We start from the raw sequence: 23104 nt of genomic DNA on the forward strand, positions 1-23104 counted from the left end.
CACCATGAGAACTATGCTAAAAGTCGATTTTATCTAAAAATTACAACCACTCTCGCAAAACGGCTCTCTAAACCTAGAGCGTCATTAGACGATCAGGGGCTGTAAAGTGTTATCCAGCGCCGCATTTTCAACAGCAAATCAATCTATACCCATTAAAATAGTGGCAATACCAATACTCACCGCACCATTTATCGCTGTGATATTTTTTGTGCTAACACCATTCCTGCAAGATTGAACATATTTCTATCGCAAACAAGGTGAAATCCTTCTTGGTGTAACACCGCTAAAAGTTCTCTGTGATCAAAGCGGTTCTGCTGTGGATGTTCAAACAAACGGCGACTAATTGGATTACAAATTGCTGATCGGTATAAATCCTCAATCACAAAAAAACCACCGAGTTTGAGCACTCTTGCCACCTCTGCAATAGCCGTCTGCCAAATCGGAATGTGATGAAATACAGCAAAATTAAATACGATATCAAACCGATCCTCAGCAAAGGGAAGTTGCGTTGCATCCGCAACAGAAAAGTGCAAATTGTTTAGACCATGGGAAGAATCCTGCCAGCGTTTCTGAGCCGCTGCCACCATTTCGGGATCAATATCCACTGCGGTAACATGGCCAGCACCAAAGTGTTCGCGGATCAAATGAATACCATTACCAAAGCCACAGCCTATTTCTAAAGCCTGCTCAAAACAAGCCAAAGGTTTTGGCATCATAGAGGTCAGTAAAGGAGCTTCCACTTGATTTTGCAGCCAAAAACGCAATGGATGCTGCACTAACTTTTTCTCAAATTGATTTAACTTCATATCATCCTCAACATTAAGTGATCTATTATTTGATTAACTGATCAAACTCTCGCTATGGTACGTAATAAAAGAGACTTAAGTTCATCTGAGGCCACTATGAAATTACCTCTTTTCCCATTACCTATCTGCCTATTACCTGAGGGATACACTCAGCTACGGATATTTGAACCTCGATATAAACGCTTAGTTGCCGAATCTCTTAAATCCGCACAAGGTTTTGGCCTATGCATGATAGAAGAAGACAATAAAACCATTCAATCAATTGGCACTTTAGCTCATATCATTGACTTTGAAACATTAGCCGATGGAATGTTAGGTATTAGTATTCAGGGAATACAACGCTTTAAACTGACGAGCTTCGAAATTGAAAATGATGGGTTAAAACGGGGTGAAGTTAGTCTACTCGATAACTGGCCCACGGCCGCCATCGCGACAGATGAACGCTACCTTAGTCAAATGTTGAAAAACATCCTCAAGGAATATCCTCAACATTTACAACACTATCATCCTAAACAATTCGATGATATTGCCTGGGTTTGCCAACGCTGGCTGGAGATCCTTCCTGTTCCAGCCTCAGAAAAATATTCCTGTATAAACGCGCTAGACCACACTACGGCAAGGGATTTATTGCGGGCTGTTATAAAATAATTTTTCAGTGATCTTTTTTTTGCCCATACCGTATTGACTTAACAAGCAAACGAATTCAATGCGCTTTATTGGCGGAGAATCACGCTCATAGTGTTCTAAACACAGGATTTAATGATTAAGTTAAGAGCAAAATAATGGAAAATATTCAATCACAAAGCCGCCAAAATCGGTATCATAAGCATATATCGTCCTTCACTGAATCGGCTATGGATATCGACACTAAAGCTCCCTGCGCAAGTGAACCACAAATAGAATTGTTGTCCACATTAATGCTCAAAGTGGCAAATCATAGAGATAGAGCCGCTTTTGGATATTTATTTACTTATTTTATGCCCAAAATCCGAGCGTTCGGTCTACAAAGACTCAATCAACAAGGACTTGCCATGGATCTGGTTCAAGAAACCATGACGAGTGTCTGGACCAAAGCTCATCTCTATAATGCTGACAAAGGTTCAGTTGCCACTTGGGTATTTACCATCATGCGTAATCAGTGCTTCGATATGTTAAGACGAGTCCAACATAATAAGGAAGATGCCTACGGTGATGATATTTGGCCTTTATGCGATACAGCCACGAGTCAAGAAACTCAAATTGATCATAAATTAACAGCCAACCTACTCAAACATTTAGATAATCTTCCCCTTGCACAACGTCAGGTTGTACAAGGTATTTATATGCAGGAACTCACTCAGCAAGAATTGGCTGACGCCCTAGAAGTCCCGATAGGAACAATAAAATCTCGCCTAAGATTGGGGCTAGAAAAGCTGAAAAGCTTTTTGGAGACACCAAATGATTAAGCATCACCCAAATCAACAACTATTGCTTGCCCATGCAAAGGGCGAGTTATCTTTATCAATGGCTATTGCCGTTTCAGCCCATTGTGCGCTGTGTGATACCTGTAAAACAGCCGTTGCTCAATACACAAAAGAAGCCGCGTCCCTCGCCTTCAATCAAGAGGAGATAGCCGATACAACAGCAGATAAAGCCGACATCAGTGCTCACAGTATTGCATTCATGGAATACGATGTTCCTGAAGAGTTGCAAACCATGTTAGCGCAAATACTTTGTCAACCAGAGTCAACGACGACTCCAAGTTATGAACCTCTTTTCGTCTCGGTAAAAAATCAGCAATACTCAGTACCATCAGTATTTCGCCAACATCTTGATTATCCTTGGCAACAGTTAGGCAAAGTTAGCCGCATGCGTTTCGATTTAGATGAGATGAATACACGCGCAAGCCTATTACATATTGATGCATTAGGGGAAATTCCACAGCATACACACAAAGGCTATGAACTCACCCTCCTACTTGCCGGAGAATTTAGTGATATTAATGGCCACTATGTTCCTGGTGACTTTATTATGCTAGACCAGCATACTAAACATGCACCTAAAACACTCGAGGGGTGCTTATGTTACACAGTGCTAGATGCGCCTCTGCACTTCACTAAAGGATTGAGCAAGTTATTAAACCCCATTGGCGAACTCATTTATTGACCATATCAAAAATTCAAGCGTCAACTTAACCACAACATACAACGCCTAAGTTAAGTTAGTGAAACCTCCATTAAAATGCTCTATTTTGATGGAGGTTATCGTAAAACAGTTGCAAATAATGGGCGCGACAACCACACCAAAAAGCAACGTAAATTCAACAAAAAAGCAAGGGTATTAAAATTAAATGATAAATAACTTGCGTAAGTCGTTTTTCCTGATACACTTCGCCTCGTTTTGAGATTCACCTTGTTGTTCTTTTTAATCCAGTTTGATAAATATTTAATCAAATCTTGATCCTCACAAAGAAAGCCTACTACAAGCAAAACCCCATAAACTTAATTAATTGATAGTTACATATACATGATTAGGTGTATTGAACTTATTAAACCTTATGCTGTCATAGTCTTGTCATCAAGCTATGTTTAACTGGTTTAATTGAGTTAATCCATTGACATAATCGATGACGTGTATTAATTATCGATAAAACATCTCTTGATTAATGAATCAGAGATGGGGTAACCTCGATACTCACTAGAACCATCTTTTGCACTTAATGCTAAGGATATTTTATTGTTAAAACTCTCTCACCCAAGGGTGAATTAAAACAGAAGGAGTGTGGCATATGTCATACAAAATTAATGGACATGAAATTACAGTGAACTTCCCTGTAGATTCAATCTCAGTAAATAAAACCTCAATTGCTTTTACTGATCGTCAAGGTAAAAACAGACAGACTTTTTCTAAACGCACAGAAGCCATCAGCTTTATGAAATGGTTATTGTCCGCGAATAAATAAGTCAAAAGTCAGTAAAACTGATAAGTTAAAAATTAATACCGCAGTACCCGTTTACTCAAGTGTATTTAATCGGTTTCCATTATCTTCGCAGTACCGAGCACTTTAAGTAAACTGATAGCCGAATGTCACGAACACGCTATCCTTTTTACGTCATTATGACGAACGCATTTGGTTCAGGCTGTATCTCTCTCACACAGATACCTGCCGAACCAAATGAGTCAAATCCAGCGTCAGATCACCTCTTTCCATTGCAGTATCCGCTAATATTCATACACATGAATACTGTTCAGCACATCATCTATGCCAAAACCCAATACTCAAATTGCCATGCAAACCTTGATAAACCAGATCAAAGAGACTATCCCACTCAATTTAGAAGAAGCACAACTGTGCCAGGGACAATGTTTAGGTTGTTCGAAGAAGATGCTGGAAATGTTAGATGCCGAAATCAGTTATTGGCAATTTAGTGAGGTTACGCCTAGCCTAAAAGATTTAAAAAACCTCGAAAATATTGGCCGTCGTACCTATAAAATTCTTAAACGAAACCAGTTGCTGTCTTAATCACTTCTATTTGCATTTTACTATTAATGGGGAGTTTTACTTACACGGCTTAAAATAAATGTAAAACTTAACTGACAATATGACCCTAATAGAAATCACATTGCCAGTTTTATCTTCGCTATTATCGATAGCCGTTAAAAATCAAAAATCGATAGGCTCAACTTCTAGACTCTGCCAACCTTGCGCGAATATCTGCCAAAGAATATTCCGTTAATAGTTCACCATCGGCAAATACAGGAACAAACTCGCAATTGTTAACATCTTGCCAGCTGGCTTGATCTTTAAGATAAAATTGACCCTGCTCATCTTTAAATACCGCCACTAAACCCTTAGCGGATTTTTTAGTGCCATCATCTGTTTTAGGATCTTTAAATATTTCTCTGTCTTTGCCATCCACTTTCGCAAAGGTTGCTTTCACCGCGTAACCGTCAGTATCTCGGGTCACGTGTTGATAGGTAAAACTGCCAATCCCAAACACAATATTGGTTGACGCAAAACCTTTGGCCTTCAAACCGGCACAAATGGCTTCAGCACGTTCAATCGTAATTGAATCGCCATAAATCAGTCCTACATGGCTATCGAGTAATTTGTAACCTTTGGCAGTTGTGCTGCCCCCAAAGACATCCCACAAACACTCGATAGCGCCTTTATACTCAGGGCTTCCCACTGGTGCTTGTGGATCGCCACAAATGATCTTCACAGGACAACCGGTATCAGGCCTAAACACCACTTTGCCATCGCGGGCAAGAATGCGGTCTTTTAACGCTAAGGTGAACTCTGTCATCACCTGCCAAAAATCCCAAGAATCAGAAACGATACTGACAATGCCGCTAGGATAAATATCTTCAATCAAACGTCGGAACGTCTCTAATTCATTCTCCATACCACCCGCGCACATCACACTGTGCTCCGTTGCGGCCACACTGCCACCAACGAGTTCCTTATCACTGTCTGCAAGATAATATTGTTCAAGAAAATCAATCGCAGGAATGGTATCTGTGCCCGTAAAACTGAGTAAATGGGCGGCGCCGCTCATAACAGCAGCCTCTGCACCATACATGCCACGGAAACTAAAATCGTGACCCTGCCAATCAACAAAAGCGATGTCACCATCGGTTTCTAACGCATAAGTCTCAAATATTTTGCGGTATTGCAGCGCGGTAGTGGCGCTGGTACACATACCCCACACATTAGCGGAAAGGATGGTTTCGAGATAATTAGTCAACCAAAAGAACCGCTCATCGGTATTGTACAAAATCAAGCAAGGCACTTTTAATGGATACACTGAGCCTTCAGGTAATGCCATGATTTTAATTGGTAAATAGCCTAAATCATGCAACTCCTCAATATGCTGAGTGCCGACATTATTCGGCCCGAGATAGTTATTGATACGGCGGGAGAATTGGCGAATGACCTGCTCTTTAGGTTGTTGAAAGAAATCACGGTTCCAACTGTCGATCAAGAAATGCTTGATAAAATATTGCAAGCCAAAAAACACCATTTGGTCAGTATAACCACGACGGGATTTACGGGCGGTTAAGTTACTAAAAATCACTTGAGTATTATCGGGATATTGACGACGGTGGTCGACTTTATAGCCATCAATGGCGGTAACGGGATTCAAGTACATAATATTTTCCTTAATGATTCATATAACTCAAAACAGCATGGCAATGGCAGAACTTGCTCAAAATATGTGCAGGGACACCTAAACTATCGGTACAAAATAATCTGTCTATGCCCGCCTCGCGCAGTGCCAACTCGCTGGCCTTATCTTCATAATGTGACACGATCAAAATGACGCTTTGGGCCCCCTTTTGCTTTAATTTGATAGCAAGTTCAATAAAGGTTCTGCCACCTGCGCAAATATCGTCAACGATTAAGCAGGTTTTACCCGACAAGTCATCACAGAACACTTCGGTAGCGATAATATGGCCATTGACCACATCACGATGTTTATCGGCCCTGATCACAGGCATTCCCTGTAACGCTTTAGCTAAGCCGAATACTTTTTTATTCGCCCCCGCATCGGGCGAGACTAACACTAGCTCCCCCGTTAATTGGGCTGCGATCGCGGCAACAAAACTGTGGTTATCTACTACCCGAACTCGGTCTAACAATGCGGCGGTGACATCGCTGTGAGGGTCAAAAACGCTGACAGAAGCATATTGCTGCTGATTAATCAGGCTAGCATAGACTTTTACCGACAAGGCCTCACCGGCATTACACACCCTATCTTGGCGAGCGCCAGGCATATAAGGCAGTAACAGATCGATTTGCTCTGTACCGCTGCGACGCAGTGCATCAGTTAACAACAAGAGCTGCATGATGGAATGATCGCCCCGATAACTGAAAAAGATTGTTACTCGTTTAGCAGGAGTAACAAGTATTTGAACATGGTTTTCCCCCGCACCAAATTGAAATAAACGGTAGTGAGCCTCATCGCTAGCTGCGGGTAACCGATAAAAATCGGCTTGCGAACATTGAGCGTGAGAAGCATCTTGAGACGTTTGAATACGTTGAGACATAGTAACCTCCTGTCTGTGGCAAGATTGCCGAAATTGACGGCGCCCTTGTTGTCTACATGAATAATAGTGTCTTAAAGACATTATTGTGTAAAGTTGATTTTTAGACTATTTCAGACGGAGCAACCTGAAATGTTATGCTTAAATGGCATATAGTGTCTTTTGGACACTATTAGTGGGAAAGACAACTAAGAAGCTACAATATTGGTATCGAGTAATACAAGAACCGGAGACATTAAGGCAAAATTAGTAATTAAACAGCCTTTACTGATTCAAAGTCACCATGAATAAGGCATAAGCAGTCGCCGTTACTCATATTGAGCAAGGCGAATATCTTGCTTAAATCCACATTCACTGTGATCAACATTCTAAATTTCTTAAGAAGCGATACGATGCGGTATTGGGTTTCAAGCGGTATAAATTAGCAGGACGACCCCGTTCGGTGCGCTTTAATCCCGTATCGATCAATAAATCAGCCTGTTCAACCCGCCGACGAAAAGATTTACCTTGGATAGGCTTACCCAGTAGAACCTCATGTACATGCTGCAATTCTGGCAAGGTAAAAGGTTCAGACAGTGCAAATCCTGGCACTAAAGAATATAAGGCTTTTTGTGTTAAGCGTTCCCGCGCTTGCTCGATTAACTGCAGATGATCAAACGCCAAGGGCATCTGCAACACATCCGCTAATGGCCACCACTTAACATCACTCACTGAATCAATCTGGATTTGGCAGGCTTGATAACTCATCAAGGCGGTATAACATACAGTCACAGACCAGCCTCTTATATCACGACTACTATTACCCACAGTGCATAGCTGCTCAATATAAGGTGGCACTACTGCGGTTTTCTCATGCAGTTTACGTAATACAGTTTGCTCAAGGGATTGATCGCAATTTTCATCGATAAAACCACCAGGTAATCCCCATAAACCTAAAAATGGATGATTTGAGCGTTGTACTAGGAGTACTTTAAGTTGCTGATCGTGATAGGTAAACAATACAGCATCCACTGTCAGTAGCTGAGCTTTAAAAACCTTAGGATCGTAATTGGCGAGATATTCCGCTTCAGTCATTGATATTCCCCATCGTTCCAAATCATCAGCTTAACTTAGCATTACACAGCTTCAAACATATTATGTCTTAGCGTCACTAAGTCAATGATCAGAGGCGCAGGATGAGCCACTTCGCCCAAATTTACGCTGATAACGTGGCAACATGGTATCGTTCCCGAGTAAGCCACCTTGGTGAATATACATCACTGGACGAGAGCCTCCGCCTTGTAAATATTCCTCAAGCACAATAAAACCTAAGGGATCGTAGAGTAATTCAAACTGCACGCCTGAGGCGCAGACCCGCTGCCACATGGCATAAAATTCCGGATAAAGTTTACCAAAATGATATTTCTTGCCGACATTAACAATCTGTGGATGCTCACTGGTATTGGAATTAAGTAAGGAAAATTGCAAGCGCAAATAATCATCGCCACCGACAACGGCACAAGTCACGACGCGAATATCCGTTTGCTGACGGATAAAATACTGATTTAAAAATAACGCAGTCGTTCCAGTCCCCGAAGGTAAAAACACCGTTAAATCAACCAATCTATTCGCCTTCGCAAACTGTATTACCTCTTGCGCCAATCTATTCACCCCATATTCGGCGTAAGCACAGCGACCACCCTCTGGGATAAAAAGCGCCGTCGGCTCATTCACGAGTACTTGAGCCTCGATATAATCTTGGCAACTCAGTCGCACGTCGCCCACTTGCACAGTAGGCTCAGGACTAGCATTAAGATTTGACAAAACGTGAGGTTCAGATTGCGGCTGAGTGCACGCCTGCTTTTGTGCTATTAACACACTTAAATCGATAATATTGGCGCCATTCGCTAAAGCGGCAGCGTAATTGCCCGTAGGATGTTTAACCACTTGACTGGCAATATGATCTACATAAAAATCACACTGCCAACCTTTCATCTTCGCTAATGTTGACAATGAATACAGTGAGTTAGCCAATGGCGAGCCGTGACCTATCACCTTGCTGATGCCTGCAAACTCATGATCTAAAAAATAGCCGAATTTGCGAGCTTTATTGCCACTAAACGCCGGATGCAGTAAATCATCACGTTTTAGGAAAATGTCTCTGCCAGCAAAGGCAAACGTATCAACAGGGGAATTTGCAAACATCAAGCGACTCAAGCAATTAAATTCTCTGGCTTTTAAACCAGTTAAGGGAATAGTGAGTGTAACTCCAACTTTCCTGTTACGCCCTTAAGAAATTATCAATTTGGCGAAAAACTAGTGAAAATGACACATGAATCTCGAATGCATAAATTTAACCAATTGATTATTAATAATTTAAATAATTGGCATAGTTATCGCTTAGACATTGACATAAATTCAATTTATCGAAGCTAACGATAAAGGCTAACAGGGTAAACATAAGGAGTTTTCAATGGCTGTATTACGCTTAATATTCAACATAGCTTGGTTTGTTCTCGGCGGATTTGTGATGGGACTCGCTTGGTGGCTCGCAGGTATCCTGTGTTTTATCAGTATCATTGGTATTCCCTTCGGCCGCGCCTGTTTTGTTATCGGCGAAATGACCTTTTGGCCCTTCGGCCAAGAACAAATGAACCGTCGCCACTTAACTGGGCGTGAAGACTTGGGCACAGGTGCATTAGGCATGGTAGGAAATATCATTTGGTTCTTACTGTTTGGGATCTGGTTAGCCATAGGGCATTTGGTCCACGCCTTAGCCTGTTTTGTGACGATTATCGGTATTCCCTTTGGGATACAGCATCTTAAGTTGGCTTTACTCAGCCTCACACCAATAGGCCAAACTATCGTCGCCAAAGCCTAAACTCAATGAGTCAAGCTGCATCCATTACACTGGCAGCACCGTATTATCAGGTGTCTGTCAGTTGGATTTTTCATAAACACTTTTTGACAATGTGTTATTCAATCGCCACTACTTCATCTAACCAGACTCTAGCTCGATCCCGCTCATTCATAGCAAAAATCTTAACCGGGCAAGGCAACATAAACGCTAAAGCATTTACCATTGCATCGAGCTTTTCCATATCAGCAATCATCACTACACGGGAAAAATCGCTTAAATGAAATAAGCTGAGCATGGCATCATCCCAAAGGGCCCCCACCGATATCCCTTCAAACTCAGGGCTAAACTCATACCACAATCGTATTGTGGCATGATCTTGAAGTTTTGCTTCAATTGAAGGTAATAGTTGGGATTCAATATCGAGATGATTAATCCACCCAGACGCAATAACAGTAATAATATTGTCGGCATCGCTAGAAGAAATTGTCAGCATGTCTCACCTTTTCAATACACCCAACATCCCATTTTCAGCATCAACTAAAAACTCATAAATATGGGATATAGTTGCACAGAAAACAAAAGAAACTAACCCTTTTGTTTTCTCTATCGAAATAAAAAGCAATTTATGCCTGTAACTGAAACATGCTCAGAACTAATTAAACAACCACATCATGCAAATAAGTTTGGGCCCATGCAATTGCTTGACCGCGGCTTGAAACCCCGATCTTACGGAACACTCTATACAAATGAGTTTTTATGGTACTTTCACTAACAAATAACTGATTTGCAATGTCTAAGTTTGTGCTGCCAGAGAGTAAGGCCTGTAATACTTCGCGCTCACGGATGGTTAGCGGTTCAGTATCCTCAAATAAGCCAAAATCATCATTGACGCCATTAATCAGTTGCATTGGAATGACCCTATGCCCTCTTAGGATATTGGAGAGCCCTAAACTGATTTCAGCTATACCAGCATCAAGATAAAATACCCCCGCAGTTGTCGCCGATTGTGTTAAAAAACGCGCATCAACTTGCTTTGGAAATTGGATATAAACCACTCGAACACTAGGGTGCTCACGCGCAAGTGATCGCTGAAATTGATAGGCTTTTTGTAGATCAACTGTCGCTAAGTCAATCACGACCATAGAGGCTTGGTTATCTTTGATGTGCTCAAGCATTACATCGGGATTAACTGGTGAAAGTTTAACCAAAAACTCCTGTGGCCAACGCCCTGCAAGTAATTCCACTAATATTTGCGATCGTGACACTACAATCCAATGTAAAATTTTGAACATCCTGCCCACTCCCTGTCTAGTTAACGATTATTCACTTTGAGATAAAGTCTCTCAATACGACTTCAACATCCGTCGAATAGACTTCCAAGTCTATTACTTGCCACGATATTAGCACTAGATAAAACAGAATCAAAAGACTTACGAGAAAAACATTTACCGTACAAAAACCAATATATGTAGGTTTTATTTTTAACATTCTCAAGAAGTAAACTGAATTCAAACTTAAAATAATTTTGCCCAGCTAAGATATGAACGTAATATCAAGACAATACCATTATAAATACTTTCAATATGAAACGATTACATCAACATGACTGACTTTATAACATGTAATATTTAGCTTACACTAAATGGTATACAGCCCTTTTTCTATCTCACGGTTTCAATATTCCATTGATACAATTAGCGCACTGCTAATGTTACCCTTTCCTAAAATGTACTTATTACAGTGTTTAAAATTGAAGTTTCCACAACATTAATATGATTAATACGAAGAAAAGATATAATTGTATTATGTTTGTTAAGATACCAATACGAGACAATGGTATGTACTAGCGGTAACTCACTTATGCTTAAGCCCAAGTTTAAAATTGAATTAACAATCACAAAAATTTAACACAATTCACTCGCTGGGCTTTAACTCGAGATTTGCTAAAAATTATCATCATAAAAAATGCCAGCAAATTGCTGGCATTTTTTGATATAGAACTGATGGCTAACACCAACAGAGCTCGGGTCTATTTTTTCAAAACAGATCCAGATGTACGACCATCATCATGGCAGCTCTCACAAGTAGGTTTTTCACCTACATTCATATCATGTACTTTGTGACAATCTGCACACACTAAACTGCCATCATGCGGTTTATGAACTGCGTCCATCTCAGCAAGAGATCCGTGGCAGCTTTGACACTGTTCAAATTCAAAAGCACCATCAGCGGAAGGTGAACCATCCTTATGGCAACTCTCACATCCACCCGATTCGGCGTGAAAATCTGATAGTTTTTGACCTGCAGCAAATGCGGTTGGCGACAGCGCTAGCGCTGCGAGACTTGCCCCGAAAAGTGCACTTAATAGTTTTTTGCTCACAATAGTATCCTCCAATGGCGATTGTCAGTGGAAGTTCTTGTCAGGGTGACTTCCATCTCGCAACCAAAAATAAATAGCACGACTCGATCTAACTTAGCTAAGGATTAACTAATAAGCAACCCCATTCTAAGTAGCCCACTTTAGCAATATACTCAGGAGTAAAATGTGCGCTGCATCATGTAACCACATGCTTATATAAGAGTTTTACATTTTTAAAACTAGAAATTCACATAACTAGAATTACCTAGCGCGATAATGTGTAATCACCTTGAGTACGCGTACAGCTTGAGTTGCTTGATGTTGTCATAAAGAAGTCCTCTTTATGTCAACGTATTTCAGGACGGGACAGAATGGCAATAAAAAGGAGACCTTATGGTCTCCTTTTTATCACTCTTTACTATATTAGCGGGCTTGTAAAGCCGCAATACGCTTCTCTAATGGTGGATGACTCATCATCATCTCAGCCATTGAACGCTTACCATTAATACCAAATGCTGACATTTGCGCAGGCATTGCAGTGCTCTCTGGGCCTTGGCGTAAACGCTCTAAAGCCGCAATCATCTTATGTTTGCCTGCTAAACGCGCTGCACCTTCATCTGCACGGTATTCGCGAATACGTGAGAAATAAGCAACAATGATTGAAGCCAAAATACCGAACAACATATCTAACACAAATACTACGGCCATATAGGCAAACATACCTAAGCCTTCGCCTTCTTCATCATTACTGGAGACAACATTATTAATAATCCCTGCAACAACACGAGCAGCGAAGATAACAAAGGTGTTCACTACCCCTTGGATCAGTGTCAAAGTTACCATATCACCATTGGCAACATGGCTCACTTCATGGGCTAATACCGCTTCCACTTCATCTTGGCTCATGCCATACAGTAGACCAGTACTCACGGCGACTAATGAATTGTCTTTGCTTGGACCTGTGGCAAATGCATTCATTTCTGGAGACTGATAAATCGCCACCTCTGGCATTTTAATTCCAGCTTGCTGTGCTTGGCGGGCAACCGTCTCAACTAACCAACGTTCAGTGCCATCGCGGGGCATTGTAATCACTTCACAACCCATGGCTTTTTTCGCCATCCATTTTGAAATCGCTAAGCTGATAAAAGCCCCGCCAAATCCAAAAATTGCAGCAAACACCAATAATCCACCCATAGTAGACGTGTTAACGCCCAAAATGGACATCACAATTGAGGCTACTAGCAATACGGCTAGGTTAGTCGCAATTAATAAAAAAATACGCTTCATTTCAGCTCCTTTAGGGCACTAAATATGCCATTTAACTTTGCTCAAAGACATAATATGTCCAAATAATCGAAATTCAAGGGGTAAATACAAAGAGTTTTTATCAGGTTATCCTTTTCGTATATTTCTAGACACTGTCTTTTATGATTCGAGAGTCTAGGGACAGTGTATTAACCAAAACTTAAATCTAAACCTTGCCTATATTACAAGCTAATTCATGTTTATTTCTCTATATTTATCAGGATTAATCTTTGTTAACATACCCATACTTTCTGGGATTTTAGGATTCAAAATGACCATCAACGCCTTACTTCTGAGCAGTTCTCGTGTCGGCGACACTCCCTACTTAGCCCACGCGATTCCTTTTATAAAACCACTCACCACTCAAGCACAAAAATGGATTTTCATTCCCTATGCTGGCGTCAGTATGAGCTACGACACTTATTTAGCATCCGTCGTTATGGGTCTTGCTGAGCTAAACCTCGATATCAGTGGTATACATCAGCATCCAGATCCTTGTCAGGCAATAAAAGATGCTGATGGCATTTTGATTGGGGGAGGCAATACTTTCCACCTATTGCACGAATTGTATCGTTATAATCTTATCAATCTTATTCGTGAAAAAGTCGCTCAAGGTACACCTTATGTTGGCTGGAGCGCAGGCGCGAATGTATCGGGTGCCAGTATCAAAACGACTAACGATATGCCTATCATAGAACCGCCTTCTTTCGATGCACTGAAGATAGTTCCCTTCCAGTTAAATCCCCATTATTCCAATTACCGTACACCTGGACACAATGGTGAAACCCGCGCACAACGCTTGCTCGAATTTACGAAGGTTGAGCCATTAACGCCTGTAATTGCCATTGCCGAAGGCTCTGCTCTTTGGCGTAGAGATAATACCTTAGTACTTCTCGGGGAAAATCCCGCTTATTTATTCTGCGGTGAGCAACAGGAAATGTTAATCCCTATTGGTAGTGATTTATCGCATTTATTGAAATAGATGTAACTCTACAGCATTCTGTCAAAGTGACTATTTTTACGCGTAAATTGTTACAAATCGATTAACATTGAAACAAGAAAATTTAAAAATGTGTGAATTTCGCCCAAATAGATCGCTTTTCAGTGATAATTGAGTACAGATAAAATGCTTGTGCCGCTAAACTATCAACACTTGCTATTGCTGATAGGGTTATTACTGATAGATATTTTAAAATGTAAAAGAAATGCCCCTTGTCTCAATCAATAATAGTCCCATAGTTCATAATAGGTAAGAGTCTACTAAATAAGTACAATAGAGATTAAACGCTAAGATTCAATCGACATCATCTAGGATCATGAAAGTGAGGAGTTTCCATTTTGCGACTGCATTCAACATTTCGTAATTTAACCCACTATTGCCATGGCGCAATAGCAAAGCAAAAATTAACTACATTCACCTTCTGTCTATGGAGTTTTCTTGCCTGTAACATTGTTATCCACCCCGCTCTTGCTGCCAGCAGTGCTGATAATAAAAAAGGCAAAACATTTTCTCATGACACTGTCGTGACGCTTGCAGAGCAACTTGCACAAAAGCCCTTTAAAGAGGCAAAAAAAGCCCCAAAAGAACTGACCGATTTAGATTTTGTAACCTATGGCAAAATTAATTATCAAGAAGATGCAGCCATTTGGGGGGGAAGTCCCACAAAGTTTTCAGTCCAACTATTTGCCCCAGGTTTTTTATACAAAAACCTTGTAGATATTGATGTGGTCGAAAATAGCCATGCTTTTCCAATAGAGCTGACTGAAACCGCCTTTAATGTTCCAAGTGATGCTATTGAAAAATTACTCACACAAGTCGGTCAGTACGCTGGTATACGACTTCATTATCCTATCAATGATGAAGGGATAAAAGATGAATTCATTATGTTCCAGGGCGCCAGTTACTTTCGAGCCCTCTCGAAGGGACAAACCTACGGATTATCCAATCGCGGCCTTGCAATAGATGTCGCGCAGCCTAAAGGTGAAGAATATCCCCTCTTTAAACGCTTTTGGGTAGAACGGCCTTCTAAATATCAAACCGCCATAGTCGTACATGCGCTATTGGATAGTCAAAGTGTGACTGGAGCCTATCGTTTTGGGATTTATCCAGGCTCACCAACTCGAGTGGAGGTTGATGTCACCCTATTTCCTCGTCGTGATATCCAATATGTCGGCCTAGCACCTTTAACCTCAATGTTTTTATATGGTGGGTTAGATTCACCAGATAAACCTGATTATCGCCCCGCGGTGCATAACTCAGAAGGATTACAAATTGATCGTGGTAATGGTGAGCGTTTATGGCGTCCATTAAATAACCCAAATAAATTGCAGATCAGTGCTTTTGGCGATGAAGATATTAAAGGTTTTGGTTTAATACAACGCCATCGTAATTTTGATTATTACCAAGATCTCGAATCAAATTACCATTTACGTCCATCCGCATGGATTGAGCCACTAAACGATTGGGGTAAAGGCCAACTTACCCTGCTAGAAATCCCTTCTAATGCCGAAACCAATGATAATATTGTGGCCTATTGGGAACCAAAGGGAGGTCTGAAAAAAGGTGAACCTTATCGCTATTCCTATCGCATAACGGCTTCAAATGATAGCCCGAATATGGCTTCTAAGGCACGTGTTATTCGTAGCTCAAAAGGACAGAAACAGTCTAAAGGTAAAGAATTACTGATTGATTACAGCAATGTAAAAAGCCAAGATATTGATAAAATTGCAATAGATGCCAGTATCAGTAAAGGTAAAATCCTTTCATCACGTATGGTTGCACATCCAGATATCAATGGTGTACGCGTATTTGTCACTTTTGAACCTGAAAGTACAAATGTAGCAGAACTGAGGATCCAGTTGAAAAAAGACGATAAGCCCATTGCAGCAACATGGTTATACCGCTGGAATAGTGATGACTGGCCATAGTTGCCCCCAATAAAGGTTGGTTGCATCATTGCCTATAACAAACTAGACGTTGAAAGCCAGCATTTGCTGGCTTTTTTATAACATGATAAAAATAATTAAGCCTTTGAATAAAAAGGAAATACAATTTAAAACAATAATAAATACCTTCACATAAATCGAATCAAACCATATAAACAGCCCTGTAGCACGAATAAAAAGATGAATTCTCAGTTCCACTAATTTTCTTTAAATACAGGAACTTTTAATAAAAGCTACATTTACTCACCTTCTAGATAAAGGTAGTATTAAACTCTATTCGCTAAAGATACTTTTAATTAGTAGTGTAACTAATATATTTTCTATCTTTGAATCAAAATGTCAGAGAAAATGCAATGAGACCAATCCAAGTTAACATTGAACACACATTTAAATCTGCAGCATTATCAATCATATTATCTACACTATTACTTTTACTATGCGCCCCATTTATCGGTAGACTTCTTTGGCTTGGATTAGTATTACTTTACCATTTCATATGGTTAACTTGAACTATAGTAAATTTTGAATATATCAATCTAAAGATATTAGTATAATTCGTATCAAGAGCTAAAGTATTATTCTAATATCGTTGCCTATGGATTATGTTTTATGTTGCCCCTTTATATTCGGTTAACACTGCTCTTTTCGATAGCATCGGTCTCTAATGCATTCGCAACTAATACCACTTTTAGCGACTATGGGCCATTACGAGTCTATGCTCAGTCACCTGCCCAAGCTGTAAGCTTAACACCTCTGCTACGATCTGGTTTTGCATTACCCCATGGGCAAAAAGAAGTTTACTTATCAGGGACAGCAGCAAGTGTGTGGGCTGAAACCGATGACTACTTTGCCGACTATTATCACAATACCCTGAGTGCAGGCCTGCGATGGCAGTTTAGTGACAAATGGATGCTTGACACAAATTATCAATGGCGTTTTAGCTCGAATAACCACCTCGACTCTGTTACAACGTGGTTTCATGATGCTCTCGGCTTTAATCAAAATGGCCGAGGCGACACACCAAAGCATCAAAATCAAATATATTCAAATGACGGCATTCATTTAACTGACTTTTCAGGTGAGACATTAAATAATGCATTCACTTTTTATTTAAGTTATCAGTTATTTCAGAACGCATGTCACGGTCTCTCGATTGGTGGCAGCCTGTATTACAACACAGTCGATTCAGGTCCTTTTGCAAATGAAAACTTTGAACAAGCAGTACAACTTAATTACAGTTACCGCCAAAATAGACATCACTTTCACTCCACTCTTGGTATTAGTTTTAGGAAAGATGAAGAAGTATTAAGAAATATTCCCTATAATGATAATGCCTTAATGTATGGATTAGGATATGAGTATCAGGTAGATCGTCACGGTTGGTTAATTGAAATTCACCATTATCAGGGTGTGCTTGAAACTGATAATGATTTTTCAAAATCCTCAAATGAAGTATTACTGGGATATAGATACTACTTAGATAATAGCGCAATTGAATTTACTGTAATTGAAAACTTCCTCAACATGGATAATAGTACAGATATTGCATTCACTCTTGGCTATAGCAAAAAACTGTAAATTTAAAAATATTATTGTATTTATTAGTCCCACTCCAAATCCGAGATCCCCCTTATTGCGCTGTACAAAAAGAGTACAGCCACCCATTCTTTCTCGCTAAAATATTTAAATTACATTCAAGGAAATAATACTTGGAATGTAATTTTTTTGTGACCCGCCAGGTGGTTTTAAACAATATCTTAAGGAATAATGACGGGCATCACTAAGTCCGATATTTTTCTGTGACTCAAGTTGCATTTGATTTTTGACACCTATGATTTTTGACACCTATGCACAACCCATTAATTCAGTATCCTCCTCAAGCAAATTAAGGGTACCCCTTTTAATAAGGAAACGCTAATGCAAATAATGGTTATGACTGAGGATTTTTTAGTTACGGTCGCCACCCTATGTTACTACCCAGTAAAACTCGGATTAGTCGCAATAGTACTTTACGTGGTGATACTGGCTGGTAACCAACTCCGAGAATATCTCAATCGTAGACAAGGAGAACGTCCTCTAATTGACACTTTCCGTCATAAATTAGTCCATGTTATCCAAGCTTCCCAACAAAAATATTTAGATCTCGAACTCGAAAAATTAATACAACAAACAGAACATTTAGCCAATACGAATATTGAACGTCTTCGTTTTATCGTCCGTGCCGCACCAGGGATTGGATTGATGGGAACACTTATTCCGATGGGGATTGCGCTCGCCGCCCTTGCACAGGGGAATATGCCTGAAATGGCCGGAATGATGGTTAACGCATTTAATTCTGCCATTGTTGGATTAGGAACAGGCGTCATTGCTTTTGCGCTAGCGTTAGTCAAAGAAAGCTGGATAAATAACGACAAGAATGAAATACGTTACCTTGCGGAACTAGCATTGATCGACCACACATCAATTTGTTCGCAAACGACCCTCAATTCAAATCCACTCAATGAAGCGCATGCAATAGAGGGCTCACTATGAGTCTGAAATTTATGCGAAAGAACACGTTAACTTCTCACCGTGAAGATATAGACCCCTTAGCGGGTATCGCTAACTTATTTGATGCCAGTATTGTTGTGATTGTCAGCATGATGATCGCACTCTTTACCACTTTTAATTTGCTTGGGCTAATGGATGAAAAATCCCAAGTGACTATTACAACTAAAAATGCCCAAGGAGAAATGCAAATTGTCACCAAACAAGGGGCAGAAATAAAAGTGCAAAAAGTAACCAAGACTGAATTGAGTGGTGAAGGTGTAAGGCTAGGTACCGCCTTTCAACTAGATGATGGCCGAGTGGTATATGTTCCAGACTAAATATTATAAAACATCATTTACTCTATTCCTTTGTGTGTTTTTGCTGTTCGTTACTCAACTTGCATGGGCTAAAACGACGCGTGTCAGTTTATTACTGGGTGATAGCTCACTACGACAATCCTCCTCAGTGATAAAAGATATTTACTCAGAATTTGATCTAATCACGGATACTGATATTCGTATTTACTCGAGCACTAAGCTAAACGAGCAAGATTTAAGTCATCTTCGCCAATCAGATTTAATTATCATACAAACGATTGGAAGAAATCTAATAAACCGTGTGCAGCTCGATCTACAACAGGCAATGAATAATGGTGCCAAAGTATATGCGTTTGGCACTAGTATTAATGAAACCGATAAAAATGCTGGCATTATTGAGGATCCTCAAGTCCAACAGTATTTTGTCAATGCTGGAGCAAATAATATCCGTAATGGATTGCTTTACGCACTTAATCAAATAGGAGTTAATCTGCCCTATCAGCCACCTGAAACTGTACCTGAAATAGGTTTATATCATGCAGGTACGGGAACGATTTATGCTGATTTTGATCGTTTTAAGCAAGATTATCATCAATACAAACCTGGTAAACCTTGGGTTGGATTTGTGGTTTATCAAAGCAATATTATTGCAGGCAGTACCTCCCATATTGATGCTGTCATTAACGCTCTGGAGAATCGGGACCTAAACGTGATGACAGTATTTGGTTATCCTGCACAACTTCCCATCGAGCGCTATTTTTTCGATGACCAAGGCCATTCAAGGGTAGAAGTCATTATTGCTGCAAGCATAAAAATTGGCGTCACTCCAGAGATCCTGACACCATTATTTCAACGCCTCAATGTCCCGGTGATAAATGCTATTTCACTGTTTTCAACATCAATCGAGGAATGGGAGGCTTCATCGGTTGGGATGGATATTACCGAACGCTCTTGGCAATTAGCCATGCCGGAAATGGCCGGGTTAATACAACCTACCGTATATGCTGCTAAACAGATGATACAAGATCCTCTAACTGGTATGACTTATATAGAAGAGCAGCCCATACCAGAACGCGTTGCCATGTTGGCAAACAGAGTCAAACGATGGGTAACCTTGCGTCAAAAACCTAATTCAGAAAAGCGCATTTTTTTGCAGTATTTTAATTTTCCTCCTGGACGAGACAATGTTGGTGCCGCATACCTTAATGTGTTGCCGCAAAGCATTTGGCAAGTGGTTAAACGCCTCGAGCAAGAAGGATATCAGACCCAAAACCTGCCTCAGGATCCAGCCCTATTACGTGAAGACATTCTCAAATATGGTGCCAATCTCCCCAATTGGGAGCAATCACAAATTGATACTCTCGCCGCCTCAGGTGAACCCGTACTTTTACCAATATCGACCTATCAACAATGGTTTTCAGCATTACCACAGTCAGCACAGGAAATGGTAACAAATACTTGGGGAAGTCCAGAAGAAAGTAACACCATGACCTATAAAGACAGTGCAGGAATGGCATACTTTGTTTTACCTGTACGCCGCTATGGTAATGTCCTACTTGGACCACAGCCCTCCAGAGGGAAAACTGAAAATCCTGAAAAACTCTATCACGACCTAAAATTTCCACCATCACATCAATATATTGCGTTTTACCTTTGGCTGCACAACGTTTTTAAAGCCGATGCCATGTTTCAATTTGGCACACACGGCACCCATGAATGGCTTCCTGGCCGAGAAGCGGGTATGAGCATTACCGATGCACCCGAATATCTCATTCGAGATCTGCCAAACTTTTATAGTTTTATCATGGATAATGCCGGAGAAGGTACCATTGCAATGCGTCGTGGTATGGGCATTATGATCACCCATTTAACCCCTCCCATGGATCGAACCGCCTTAAACCCTGAGCTACAAACCCTGAAAGAACTGATCGAAAGTTACCAGCGTGCGCGGCAACAAAACCCACAATTAACAGAATCACAAATTAAAGAAATTGAGCTACAGGCAGAAAAACTCGGAATTTTACAAGACTTGGGTAAAACCCCCACTGCAATCGGCGCAAACACATCGACATTAATCACTCAGGAGAATGAGCCATCCCATCAACTCGTTGAGGATATTCATCATTATCTTGAAGAAATCTCAGACCGTATTAATCCGATGGGACTGCATAGCTTTGGAGTGTCTCCAAGTGCAGACCAAATCCAAAAAACGGCGCAAGCGATTCTATCAATTGAGCCTTCACTGGATAAACAGCAGTACAAACAACGCATAGCACAATTAACGTCAGCTATTTCATCTAGCGCTAAACAAGAACTCGATGCTCTTATTGCTGGTTTTTCAGGCCAGTACATTCCAGCAGGCGTAGGGGGGGATCCATTGCGTAATCCCGATGCGTTACCCACTGGACGCAATTTTTACTCCTTTGACCCACGCCGTATCCCTACGAAAGCAACCTATGAAATAGGTAAAAAGCTCGCCAATCAACTCATTGAGGACTATCGACAACGCCATAACGAATACCCTAAAAAGTTAACCTTTACCCTTTGGGGCGTTGAAACTATGCGTAATGAAGGAGTTCAAGAAGCGCAGATCATGTATTTGCTCGGTATACGCCCTCGCTATGATGAAAGAGGTATAGTGCGCGGCGTTGAAGCCATATCGCGTGAAGAATTAGGCAGACCTCGAATTGATGTCACAGTGATCCCATCCGGATTACATCGGGATCTCTTTGCTAATGTGGTTACCTTACTAGACCAAGCTTTTACGCTTGCCCAAGCACAGGATGAGCCAGATAACCAACTACGTATCAATACGATAAAAACACAAGCTATGCTTGAAGCCAAAGGCGTTGAAACCACCTTAGCCACCAGAATGGCCTCGGTTAGGCTATTTTCCGTTCCCTCTGGAGCCTATGGCACAAACTTGGAAAGCGCGATAGATCGTTCTGATACTTGGGATAACGAGCAGACGCTGACAGAGATGTACTTTAATCGAATGAGCCATCTCTATGGACAAGGCTTTTGGGGAGAATCTGGAGATACGGCTGAAACGGGTAAATCCTCCCAAGTTGGGCAAATACTACTCAAAAATGCCTTATCGGGAACCGCCATCACTGTTCATGCACGCTCTAGTCATGTATTTCAAGTCCTTGATGGCGACGATCCCTTTGCATCCTTTGGCGGCGTATCCATGGCCGTCAGAGCCGTAGATGGCAAAAGCCCCGAGGTGATGATAAGTAACCTTGCGGATCCGAACCAAGCTCAACAAGAAACCCTAGAACGGTTTATGGGGCGCGAATTACGCTCTCGCTACCTAAATCCAGAATGGATAAAAGCAATGCAAGCAGAGGGCTATGCTGGCGCTAAGTTCATTAATAGTGTGGTGCAGAATATGTGGGGATGGCAGGTCACAGTGCCAGACGCCGTGGATGCAAGCAAGTGGGATGAGATGTACCAAACCTATGTACAGGATCGCTATCAATTAGATATGGAACAATTTTTCCGTGATTCTGAAAATTTAGGGGCATACCAAATGATGATGTCCCGTATGCTGGAGGCCGTCCGAAAAGGCTATTGGCAAGCGGATGCAAAAACCATTCAAGATCTGAGTGAGCGCATCACCCAACTGGCAGAAGAGCAAGGCGTCTATTGTGACGACCAAGGATGTGAAGATCCCATATTAGCAAAGCTGATCCAGGCAAAATTAGTGGCAGCCCCTAAATTAGCACCGCAGCCAATGATGCCAGCGCCCCCAATTTCGCCAAGCAAAGCATCACCTGAAACGCTCAAAAAGCCGAATGAGGCAACACAAGCCATCCAAGGATATGCCATCGAAGAAGTCAATTTGACACATCCAACTGACCAGCAAAATACCTCAGTTTGGTTTCATTGGCTTAGCTACCTGTTGCTGTGCTTAGCCTTTATCTTTGGTTTCAACCGATCCCCGAAAGCAATTAATCCATAATACGCGTGGAGA

At 41.0% G+C, this 23104-nt stretch carries 21 protein-coding genes; 12 read left to right on the top strand and 9 right to left on the bottom strand.

The window, feature by feature from the left end; genetic code table 11:
* Nucleotides 1-188: 188 nt before the first annotated feature.
* Entirely contained in the window at nt 189-806 is a 618-nt protein-coding gene (locus MZ182_RS11640; RefSeq protein ID WP_248066167.1) for a class I SAM-dependent methyltransferase, read from the bottom strand.
* 96 nt (nt 807-902) lie between these two features.
* Between MZ182_RS11640 and MZ182_RS11645 the strand changes: the two genes are divergently transcribed.
* The 5 genes from MZ182_RS11645 to MZ182_RS11665 all read left to right on the top strand — a co-directional run bounded on the left by MZ182_RS11645 (nt 903) and on the right by MZ182_RS11665 (nt 4308).
* Nucleotides 903-1454, top strand: a complete 552-nt coding sequence (locus tag MZ182_RS11645) for an LON peptidase substrate-binding domain-containing protein (protein ID WP_011789022.1) — start codon at nt 903-905, stop codon at nt 1452-1454.
* A gap of 134 nt (nt 1455-1588) precedes the next feature.
* Entirely contained in the window at nt 1589-2251 is a 663-nt protein-coding gene (locus tag MZ182_RS11650; protein WP_014610759.1) for a sigma-70 family RNA polymerase sigma factor, read from the top strand.
* Entirely contained in the window at nt 2244-2951 is a 708-nt protein-coding gene (locus MZ182_RS11655) for a ChrR family anti-sigma-E factor (RefSeq protein ID WP_115014440.1), read from the top strand. The genes MZ182_RS11650 and MZ182_RS11655 overlap by 8 nt, the downstream gene beginning before the upstream one ends.
* Nucleotides 2952-3573: 622 nt before the next feature.
* Nucleotides 3574-3747, top strand: coding sequence for a hypothetical protein (locus MZ182_RS11660; protein ID WP_006082106.1), 174 nt, complete (start codon nt 3574-3576; stop codon nt 3745-3747).
* A 300-nt stretch (nt 3748-4047) separates the two neighbouring features.
* On the top strand, nt 4048-4308 hold the full coding sequence (locus MZ182_RS11665) for a hypothetical protein (RefSeq protein ID WP_011789018.1): 261 nt from the start codon (nt 4048-4050) through the stop codon (nt 4306-4308).
* 157 nt (nt 4309-4465) lie between these two features.
* Here the strand turns inward: MZ182_RS11665 and MZ182_RS11670 are convergent, their stop codons facing one another.
* The 4 genes from MZ182_RS11670 to MZ182_RS11685 form a co-directional block, all read right to left on the bottom strand.
* Nucleotides 4466-5938, bottom strand: coding sequence for a nicotinate phosphoribosyltransferase (locus MZ182_RS11670; protein WP_025007726.1), 1473 nt, complete (start codon nt 5936-5938; stop codon nt 4466-4468).
* A gap of 10 nt (nt 5939-5948) precedes the next feature.
* Nucleotides 5949-6836: a ribose-phosphate diphosphokinase gene (gene prs, locus MZ182_RS11675; protein WP_248066170.1), complete on the bottom strand. Its 888-nt coding sequence runs from the start codon at nt 6834-6836 to the stop codon at nt 5949-5951.
* A gap of 357 nt (nt 6837-7193) precedes the next feature.
* Nucleotides 7194-7907 (bottom strand): NrtR DNA-binding winged helix domain-containing protein, encoded by a 714-nt coding sequence (locus MZ182_RS11680; RefSeq protein ID WP_248066173.1) that lies wholly within the window; start codon nt 7905-7907, stop codon nt 7194-7196.
* An 81-nt stretch (nt 7908-7988) separates the two neighbouring features.
* Nucleotides 7989-9017 carry a pyridoxal-phosphate dependent enzyme gene (locus MZ182_RS11685; protein ID WP_248066176.1) on the bottom strand — a complete coding sequence of 343 codons (1029 nt, stop codon included), beginning with the start codon at nt 9015-9017 and terminating at the stop codon, nt 7989-7991.
* A gap of 268 nt (nt 9018-9285) precedes the next feature.
* Here MZ182_RS11685 and MZ182_RS11690 point away from each other — a divergent pair, with 268 nt between their 5' ends.
* Nucleotides 9286-9693 carry a YccF domain-containing protein gene (locus MZ182_RS11690; RefSeq protein ID WP_011789013.1) on the top strand — a complete coding sequence of 136 codons (408 nt, stop codon included), beginning with the start codon at nt 9286-9288 and terminating at the stop codon, nt 9691-9693.
* Between the two features lie 94 nt (nt 9694-9787).
* Here MZ182_RS11690 and MZ182_RS11695 read toward each other — a convergent pair whose 3' ends face one another.
* The 4 genes from MZ182_RS11695 to htpX form a co-directional block, all read right to left on the bottom strand.
* Entirely contained in the window at nt 9788-10165 is a 378-nt protein-coding gene (locus MZ182_RS11695) for an STAS/SEC14 domain-containing protein (RefSeq protein ID WP_011919468.1), read from the bottom strand.
* 163 nt (nt 10166-10328) lie between these two features.
* Nucleotides 10329-10964, bottom strand: a complete 636-nt coding sequence (locus tag MZ182_RS11700; RefSeq protein ID WP_011789011.1) for a LuxR C-terminal-related transcriptional regulator — start codon at nt 10962-10964, stop codon at nt 10329-10331.
* 737 nt (nt 10965-11701) lie between these two features.
* A complete protein-coding gene (cctA, locus tag MZ182_RS11705; RefSeq protein ID WP_011789010.1) occupies nt 11702-12052 on the bottom strand; it encodes a tetraheme c-type cytochrome CctA in 351 nt (116 codons plus the stop codon).
* Nucleotides 12053-12454: 402 nt separating this feature from the next.
* Nucleotides 12455-13318: a protease HtpX gene (gene htpX, locus MZ182_RS11710; RefSeq protein WP_011789009.1), complete on the bottom strand. Its 864-nt coding sequence runs from the start codon at nt 13316-13318 to the stop codon at nt 12455-12457.
* Nucleotides 13319-13607: 289 nt separating this feature from the next.
* Here htpX and pepE point away from each other — a divergent pair, with 289 nt between their 5' ends.
* The 6 genes from pepE (at nt 13608) to MZ182_RS11740 (ending at nt 23092) form a co-directional block, all read left to right on the top strand.
* Nucleotides 13608-14318, top strand: coding sequence for a dipeptidase PepE (pepE, locus tag MZ182_RS11715; protein WP_011919470.1), 711 nt, complete (start codon nt 13608-13610; stop codon nt 14316-14318).
* A 356-nt stretch (nt 14319-14674) separates the two neighbouring features.
* Nucleotides 14675-16264 carry a glucan biosynthesis protein G gene (locus MZ182_RS11720; protein WP_248066178.1) on the top strand — a complete coding sequence of 530 codons (1590 nt, stop codon included), beginning with the start codon at nt 14675-14677 and terminating at the stop codon, nt 16262-16264.
* Nucleotides 16265-16891: 627 nt separating this feature from the next.
* Entirely contained in the window at nt 16892-17860 is a 969-nt protein-coding gene (locus tag MZ182_RS11725; protein WP_248066181.1) for a DUF3187 family protein, read from the top strand.
* 339 nt (nt 17861-18199) lie between these two features.
* The gene (locus tag MZ182_RS11730; RefSeq protein ID WP_248066183.1) at nt 18200-18814 is read left to right on the top strand and encodes a MotA/TolQ/ExbB proton channel family protein; all 615 of its coding nucleotides are present in this window, start codon (nt 18200-18202) and stop codon (nt 18812-18814) included.
* On the top strand, nt 18811-19149 hold the full coding sequence (locus tag MZ182_RS11735) for a DUF2149 domain-containing protein (protein WP_011789004.1): 339 nt from the start codon (nt 18811-18813) through the stop codon (nt 19147-19149). The genes MZ182_RS11730 and MZ182_RS11735 overlap by 4 nt, the downstream gene beginning before the upstream one ends.
* Nucleotides 19136-23092: a cobaltochelatase subunit CobN gene (locus MZ182_RS11740; protein WP_248066185.1), complete on the top strand. Its 3957-nt coding sequence runs from the start codon at nt 19136-19138 to the stop codon at nt 23090-23092. The genes MZ182_RS11735 and MZ182_RS11740 overlap by 14 nt, the downstream gene beginning before the upstream one ends.
* The last annotated feature ends 12 nt before the right edge of the window (nt 23093-23104 follow it).

This window comes from Shewanella sp. JNE2 (assembly GCF_023159115.1).
Lineage (GTDB): Bacteria > Pseudomonadota > Gammaproteobacteria > Enterobacterales > Shewanellaceae > Shewanella > Shewanella putrefaciens.